The organism is Rhodoplanes sp. SY1 (genome assembly GCF_046000175.1).
Classification (GTDB): Bacteria; Pseudomonadota; Alphaproteobacteria; order Rhizobiales; family Xanthobacteraceae; genus Rhodoplanes.
The window spans coordinates 1-6,722 of the sequence record NZ_JBEOMB010000163.1 but is presented as its reverse complement, the minus strand read 5'-3'; the positions used below and the strand labels follow the sequence as shown (position 1 = coordinate 6,722).

At 69.6% G+C, this 6,722-nt stretch carries 7 protein-coding genes and 3 pseudogenes; 4 read left to right on the top strand and 6 right to left on the bottom strand.

Annotated elements, in window-relative coordinates:
* From ABTU92_RS26820 to purB, 5 genes and pseudogenes are all read right to left on the bottom strand, one after another.
* Nucleotides 1-590, bottom strand: a pseudogene (locus tag ABTU92_RS26820) (hypothetical protein); the annotation flags it as partial.
* Nucleotides 591-660: 70 nt separating this feature from the next.
* Nucleotides 661-939 (bottom strand): annotated as a pseudogene (locus ABTU92_RS26815) (glutamate racemase); the annotation flags it as partial.
* A 105-nt stretch (nt 940-1,044) separates the two neighbouring features.
* Complete coding sequence (locus ABTU92_RS26810) at nt 1,045-1,428, bottom strand: type II toxin-antitoxin system VapC family toxin (protein ID WP_408094648.1); 384 nt, start codon at nt 1,426-1,428, stop codon at nt 1,045-1,047.
* The gene (locus ABTU92_RS26805) at nt 1,425-1,682 is read right to left on the bottom strand and encodes a type II toxin-antitoxin system Phd/YefM family antitoxin (RefSeq protein ID WP_408094647.1); all 258 of its coding nucleotides are present in this window, start codon (nt 1,680-1,682) and stop codon (nt 1,425-1,427) included. The genes ABTU92_RS26810 and ABTU92_RS26805 overlap by 4 nt, the downstream gene beginning before the upstream one ends.
* A gap of 111 nt (nt 1,683-1,793) precedes the next feature.
* Entirely contained in the window at nt 1,794-3,104 is a 1,311-nt protein-coding gene (purB, locus tag ABTU92_RS26800; protein WP_408094646.1) for an adenylosuccinate lyase, read from the bottom strand.
* A gap of 581 nt (nt 3,105-3,685) precedes the next feature.
* Here purB and pufB point away from each other — a divergent pair.
* The 3 genes and pseudogenes from pufB to ABTU92_RS26785 all read left to right on the top strand — a co-directional run.
* A pseudogene (gene pufB, locus ABTU92_RS26795) lies at nt 3,686-3,826 on the top strand (light-harvesting antenna LH1, beta subunit); the annotation flags it as partial.
* 21 nt (nt 3,827-3,847) lie between these two features.
* Nucleotides 3,848-4,027, top strand: coding sequence for a light-harvesting antenna LH1, alpha subunit (gene pufA / locus ABTU92_RS26790; protein ID WP_408094645.1), 180 nt, complete (start codon nt 3,848-3,850; stop codon nt 4,025-4,027).
* A 362-nt stretch (nt 4,028-4,389) separates the two neighbouring features.
* Nucleotides 4,390-5,181: a LuxR C-terminal-related transcriptional regulator gene (locus ABTU92_RS26785; RefSeq protein ID WP_408094644.1), complete on the top strand. Its 792-nt coding sequence runs from the start codon at nt 4,390-4,392 to the stop codon at nt 5,179-5,181.
* Nucleotides 5,182-5,279: 98 nt separating this feature from the next.
* On the opposite strand, the gene ABTU92_RS26780 is transcribed toward ABTU92_RS26785, so the two are convergent.
* On the bottom strand, nt 5,280-5,513 hold the full coding sequence (locus ABTU92_RS26780) for a hypothetical protein (protein ID WP_408094643.1): 234 nt from the start codon (nt 5,511-5,513) through the stop codon (nt 5,280-5,282).
* 455 nt (nt 5,514-5,968) lie between these two features.
* Between ABTU92_RS26780 and ABTU92_RS26775 the strand changes: the two genes are divergently transcribed.
* Nucleotides 5,969-6,652: an ATP-binding protein gene (locus ABTU92_RS26775; RefSeq protein WP_408094642.1), complete on the top strand. Its 684-nt coding sequence runs from the start codon at nt 5,969-5,971 to the stop codon at nt 6,650-6,652.
* Nucleotides 6,653-6,722 lie beyond the last annotated feature (70 nt).

The following is a 6,722-nucleotide window of genomic DNA, read 5'->3' as shown; positions in this document are numbered from 1 at the left end:
CCCGCCGGTCCGGGCGGTCCGGTCTCGCCGGCCGGACCACGCTCTCCCGGCGGCCCTTCGGCGCCCTCCGGTCCCTCGGCACCGGGTGGACCGGGGGGGCCGGCCGGTCCCGCCGGGCCGGGGTGCGCGCCGGACGGGCCGATGGCGCCGCAGATCAGGGCGGTCGGCAGGGTCGGCGTGGCGCCGACCGGGCTGGCACAGCGCGCCTCGACCTCGCCCGACAGGATCGGGTAGCCGGCCAGGCACGACGCCGAGACGACGATCTCGCCGGGCCGGCAGGCGCAGCCCGGGTCGGGGCAGGGGACGAACCGGATCGTCGCCGCGCCGCCCCGGGCCGTATCGTCGGCCGCCGGCCCGGCGACCGCGGCGGCGCCCGGCGGACCGGCAGGGCCTGGAGGACCGGCGGGACCGGGCGGTCCAGTGGCGCCGGGTGGTCCCGCAGGCCCCTGCAAGCCGGGCGGGCCGGGCGGCCCGGCGGGGCCAGGCGGTCCGGCGGCCGTGCCGCCGAACGGGCCGGCCCCGTCGCCACACGCGGCGAGCAGCATGAGGCCGGCAGCCAGCATCGCAATGGCGGCGAAGAACCTGGTCATGGCGGCGGGCCCGTGTCGGTCTGCTGCCGGCGGAGTCGCGGCCGCGATGCTACGGCGTCGCGGCCCGCCCGAACAGCACCCCGAAGGCGGCGCGCAGGTGTGGCAGCACGAGCGTCGAGGCGGTGTTGCAGGCGATCACCACGAGGTCGGAGCGTGGGCTGCGATCAGCTCGCGCATCAGCGGCACGAGCCGCGCGGTCAGCGCTGCCTCGCCGTGGCGGCCGCAGGGGAAGAAGGCGTCATCGGTCGCATAGACGTGGCGGCCGTCGGGGCGCCAGAACGACCTCGCGCAGTACGGTGAGGCCGCCGAGCCCGGAATCGAACACCAGAATGGTCGGCCGCGCCGCCATGATTTTTCGACGATCCCTTCGTCCCCGGGGCAATGTAGCGCAAATCGACCCGGCCCGACAGGCGGGTGGGGCAAAGCGGGGCTGCGAGCGGTGGGGCGCGGCGTGTTACAGGACGCTCTGGACGTCGGTTTTCGAAAAGTCGTTGCCGATGAAGAGCAGGCGGCAGGCATGCTCCTTGGCCACCTCGTAGGCGAAGCAGTCGCCGAAATTCAGACCCGCCGGGTGAACCCCTTTGCCGAAGGTGCGATGGGCCTCGCCGATCCGGCGCGCCGCCGCGGCCGTCACGGTGACGACCTCGATGCCGAGCTCATCGAGCATCCGTTCGATTTCCTCGATAACGCCGTGGCGTGCGCCGACGATGAGGGCTTCGGCGACGGTGCCGGCCGAGATCAGGATCTCGTCCTCGGCCTCGAGTGCAGCCTGGCAGGCGTCGGCTTCAGGCTCGTCGAGAACGATCGCCAACAGGGCCGATGTGTCGACGACGATCACTTCGGCAGGCCGTATTCGTCGTAAAGGAAATCCTGGCTTCGCGCGGCGCTCGGGCCGGGCGTCGCCTTGGCGCGGCCGGATGCTCGCACCGCTTCCATGACGGCCCGCCGCGCAGCCCGGTCGACTGTCCGCTTGACCGGAACGAGCCGCACGGCCGGCTCTCCGTGGCGTGTCAGCACGACCTCCTCGCCGGCCTCGGCGCGGCGAACCAAGTCGGTGAGCTGGCCCTTTGCGTCGGTCACGGACACCTTCACGGTCGGTCCTCCTCGCCCGTCGTAAAATAGGCCATCGCATGGTCCATTTCAACGTGAAGGCGAGAGAGGCGCGTGCATGTTGCCGTGATGCGCCGCGATGCGGGGCGAAACTCACGCCTTCCCGAACACGCGCCGGAAGATCGTGTCGACGTGCTTGAGATGCCAGCCGAGGTCGAACTGGGCTTCGATCTCGGCCTCCGTCAGCGCCTGGCGCACGTCCGGGTCGGCCTTCAGGAGGCCCATGAAGTCGCTCGACTCGCCGCCCCACACCTTCATGGCGTTGCGCTGGACCCAGGCATAGGAGTCCTCGCGGCTGACGCCCTTTTGCGTCAGCGCGATCAGCACCCGCTGCGAGTGGACGAGGCCGCCGAGCCGGTCGAGGTTCTTCTGCATGTTGGCCGGGTAGACGAGGAGCTTGTCGATCAGGCCGGTGAGCCGGACGAGCGCGAAGTCGAGCGTCACGGTGGCGTCCGGGCCGATCATCCGCTCGACCGAGGAGTGCGAGATGTCGCGCTCGTGCCAGAGCGCGACGTTCTCCAGCGCCGGCGTCACATAGGCGCGCACCATGCGGGCGAGGCCGGTGAGGTTCTCCGACAGCACCGGGTTGCGCTTGTGCGGCATCGCCGACGAGCCCTTCTGGCCGGCCGAGAAGAACTCCTCGGCCTCCAGCACCTCGGTGCGCTGCAGGTGGCGGATCTCGATCGCCAGCCGCTCGACCGACGACGCCACCACGCCGAGCGTGGCGAAGAACATGGCGTGGCGGTCGCGCGGGATCACCTGGGTCGACACGGGCTCGACCGTCAGTCCCATCTTGGCCGCGACGTGCTCCTCGACGCGCGGATCGACCTGGGCGAAGGTGCCGACCGCACCCGAGATGGCGCAGGTGGCGATCTCTTTTCGCGCGGCGACGAGGCGCGCGCGGGCACGGGAGAACTCCGCAAAGGCGCCGGCGAGCTTGAGCCCAAACGTGGTCGGCTCGGCGTGGATGCCGTGCGAGCGGCCGATGGTGGGCGTGAGCTTGTGCTCGAAGGCGCGACGCTCCAGCGCGGCGAGCAGGCCGTCGAGATCGGCGATCAGGAGATCGGCGGCGCGGGCCAGCTGCACGGCGAGCGTGGTGTCGAGCACGTCCGAGGAGGTCATGCCCTGGTGGACGAAGCGCGCCTCCGGCCCGACGATCTCGGCGAGATGCGTCAGGAACGCGATGACGTCGTGCTTGGTGACGCGCTCGATCTCGTCGATCCGGGCGACGTCGAACACCGCGTTCTTGCCCTTGGCCCAGATGGTCGCCGCCGCCTCGCGCGGCACCACGCCGAGGTCGGCGAGCGCGTCGGCGGCATGCGCCTCGATCTCGAACCAGATGCGGTAGCGGGTCTGCGGGTCCCAGATGGCGGCCATCTCGGGGCGGCTGTAACGCGGAATCATGGACGCACTCGCTCGTTTTCGGTCGTTCGGCTCGGCCGCCTCGAACGGCGACTCGGGCCGTTCGCGTCGGTCGCCGGCGGCGATGCGGGCTTTAGCAGATCGGCCGGCGGGCGGCCACGGCGGTTCCCGCGCGGTTCCATCGGCGCAGCGAGGCCGATCCTGCGCTACGGCGTAGTCCCCCGGCATAACGGGCGTAACGCCGCGGCGCTATGTATTCGCGATCGTTGACACCCATACTCGTCAAGCTAGCATGACATCAATACGGCGCAAGGCCATCGGCGAGGAAATCTATACTGTATTTTCTGCAGTGATCGACTGATCGAGTATTCGCGTGCGGTGTGGCGTTCTCGGGGTTTCCGAGAGGTTCGTCGGAAGCACCGATCTTGTTACATTTGTTGTCACGCGAATACTTCCGCGGTCAGTCGCGAGCACGGCGAAGATCATTCCCGGCTGCCTTGCCCGTTCAGGTGTTCCGCTCGGCCCGCCGGGCGGACAGGAGGTCGTGGCGATCGTGCCACGCCGAACCCGCCGTTCGGGCGTCGAGCGCGTCCCACGGCAACCCTGATGGGAGGGTGTTTCAAATGGCTGACCCCACTCGGAGCCTGTCCGGTCTGACCGAACAGGAAGCTGTCGAGTTCCACGCGCAGTTCAAGACCACGTTCAGCGCGTTCGTGGTGATCGCGGTCCTGGCGCACGTCCTCGTCTGGGCGTGGAAGCCCTGGTTCTGATCGGGAGGACTCGTCATGGCCAATCCGCAAGACGACTACAAGATCTGGCTCGTCATCAACCCGTCGACCTGGCTGCCGGTGATCTGGATCGCGGCGCTCGTGATCGCCCTCGCGGTCCACGCCTTCGTGATCACCAACCCGCGCTACAACTTCATCGACGCCAAGACGGCGGCCGAGAAGGTCGTCACCAAGTGAGCTCGACCGGACCGGCGTCGGCCCGCGTGGCCTGAACCGGCCCATCGACCTCCTCGAGGTGCCGTCCCGTCGGACGGAGCCCGGACCGCCCGCCGCCCGCGCGGCCGCGGTCCGGGTCTCTCGGAACCTCCGTCGGGACATGACGCTGCCGGCGGACCCGCCACGCGAACCGGGCTCTCTCCGACCCGGCCGGCGTGTTCGGGTCCTTCGGCGTCGACAAGAGGCGGGTCCGCCCGGCCGGCACCGGCCCACGCTGTCGAAAAGTTGACGGCCGTGGCCGTCGTCGCGGTGGCCGACCGGTCGAAGCAAGTGTAGCATAATACCCTGGAGATGGCCCGGCCGACCCGGAGCGGGCGACGACGATGCGTCAGATCGCCAGACTGCTGGAGACGCTCTCGGCGCTGCCGCTCAACGTGGCGGTGGTCGGTCCCGACGGCCTCATCGGCGAGGTGAACCGCGGTTGGCGCGACTTCGCGGCCGCGAACGGCCTGCGCACTCCGGACGCTGGGGTCGGCACCAATTATTTCGAGGCCTGCGATACCGATGTCGCCGACTCGCTGCGCGAGCTGGTGGCCCGCCGGCGCGAGGTGTTCACTTGCGTCTATCCCTGCCACGCGCCCGATCGGGTCCGCTGGATGTTGCTGGTCGCGCTGCCCCTGCAGTCGCGGCCGCCGACCGGCCTGATGATCATGCATCTGGACTTCACCGGCGTGCTGCCGGCCGACCTCGTGGCCTCGCGGGTGCGGGAATCGCATCTGCCCGAGCCATCACTCGGCGCCGCCTTCGCCCCCTTCGTCAGCGTGATCGAGCAGACCATCCTGCGGACGCTCGGCGGCGGTGGCTCGGGGGCGCCGCCGCCGCGGCCGAGCGATTCGCCGGCCCCGGAGCTGGCGCTCGAGAAGGCGCAGATCGCCGAGCGGCTGGCGGCCCGTCAGCGCGAGGTTCTGGCGCTGCTCGGGCAGGGCAAGAGCAACGCCGAGATCGCCGACCTGCTCGGCATCTCGATGAACACGGCGAAGCTGCACGTCGCCGCGATCCTGCGCCGGCTCGGCCTCGGCAACCGCATGCAGGCCGTGGCGCTCGGCGCCCGCATGTACACGGGCGGCCGCGCCCAGATCGCGGCCCCAGCGGTCAAGACGGTGCGGCAGCACTGAGCCCGGCCGGCGGTCCCCGAGGCCTGGGTCGAGGGGGCGGGGGTGGGGCGGGGGTAGTGAGTCGGGGGCCCGGAGAGGTCCGGGTCGCCCCCGTCCGGTCAGGCGTCGCCGTCGTGCGGAAGACCATGCCCGGTGATGACGCCGAACTCCTGCGACTTCATCTGACCGTCCGCCTCGATGAAGCCCTCGGCCGCCAGGCCGCGCTTGAGCAGCTCGCGCACCGCCGCGGCACGACTCGGCATCCGCCGGGAGAACCGCCAGTCGTCCACGGCCTTCAGCTCGGCCGGCGTGAGCATGATCTGCAGCCGTTCCTCGCGTGCCAGATCCGCCATGACACTCCCCCGCGACACTCTCCCGCGCGATGACGCCGCCCTGCGGCGCAACTGCACACGCGCATCGACACGAAGCGTTTCGGCCATAAAGGCGCGGGTCGGTCGCGGCAACCGCCGGCAATGCATGTCGCGCTTGCGCGAAGTGGAGTCGGGTCGACCGAAGCCGTTCGGCCACGTTTTTAACCTATAGCCGTTTGTTCATTATACGTCAAGAGCTTGCCTTGCTTTGAAGGCAGGGATTGCGTCACTTACTCATTCACCGGAGAGCCACGATCGATTGCCGGTGACGCTCTTTCGGCCGATGCTTACACTTGATCATTTGATGTATTAACAACAGTGTATTCAAGGGTGGGTGATCGGTCTGTCTCGCGAAAACTGGGAGAGTCAAAGTATAATTAGAATTTCTGTTTCGTCGCGTCGGGTTTCGTCGTAAGCTTGGTGCGGAGGACGTGATCATGGCTCCGCGGGACGACCTCGACGACTTCGGGTTCGACGACTTCGATCCGGGCAGCCTCGATCCAGCCGGCGCGGGTCCGGACGACCTCGTCTTCACGGATGCGGAAGCGCGTCTGTCGCACCGTTTCGTGCTCGGGCTCCTGCAGGTGCATGCCTCGAACCTCGATCCCGCCCAACGCTCGGCGGCCGGCCAGTTCGCCTCGCATCTCCTCGCCGAAACGGCCGCCGGCATCCAGACGCTGCGCAGCCTTCAGCAGCGCCCGGCGCTCGACGAGGCGGCCCCGTTCGGGCGCATTCTCCACGACATCTGTCACTGCATCGCGCAGCAGATGCGGCGGACCCGGACCTTCGAGCTGGTGGTCGATGTCGCACCGGACTGCCGGGTGCCGGGCAGCCAGGTGGTGCGGCTCGCGCTGCTTGCGAGCGAGCTCGTCATCAACGCCATCAAGCACGCGCATCCGGCCGGATTGCCCGGCCTCGTCGAGGTTGCCTGCCGGGTCGATCCCGACGGCACCGCCGTCCTCACCGTGCTCGACGACGGCATCGGCCTGCCGGTCGATTTCGATCCGGTCCATGACGGCGGCTTCGGGCTCGGCATGATCCGGGCGCTGCTGACCTTCGAGAGCACCGGCCTCGGTCTGCTGGTCACCACCACGGTGCCGCCCCCCGCCGCCCGCCATTGAGGGCACCGGCCCGGACCTGCAGCGACAGGGCCGCGTGACGCGCCGGCGGGCCGGCGGCAGTCGATTCCCG

What these genes read in the sequence shown, in the direction of transcription:
- purB (WP_408094646.1), bottom strand. Translation starts at nt 3,104, where the DNA reads ATGATTCCGCGTTACAGCCGCCCCGAGATGGCCGCCATCTGGGACCCG.
- pufA (WP_408094645.1), top strand. Translation starts at nt 3,848, where the DNA reads ATGGCCAATCCGCAAGACGACTACAAGATCTGGCTCGTCATCAACCCG.
- ABTU92_RS26785 (WP_408094644.1), top strand. Translation starts at nt 4,390, where the DNA reads ATGCGTCAGATCGCCAGACTGCTGGAGACGCTCTCGGCGCTGCCGCTC.
- ABTU92_RS26780 (WP_408094643.1), bottom strand. Translation starts at nt 5,513, where the DNA reads ATGGCGGATCTGGCACGCGAGGAACGGCTGCAGATCATGCTCACGCCG.
- ABTU92_RS26775 (WP_408094642.1), top strand. Translation starts at nt 5,969, where the DNA reads ATGGCTCCGCGGGACGACCTCGACGACTTCGGGTTCGACGACTTCGAT.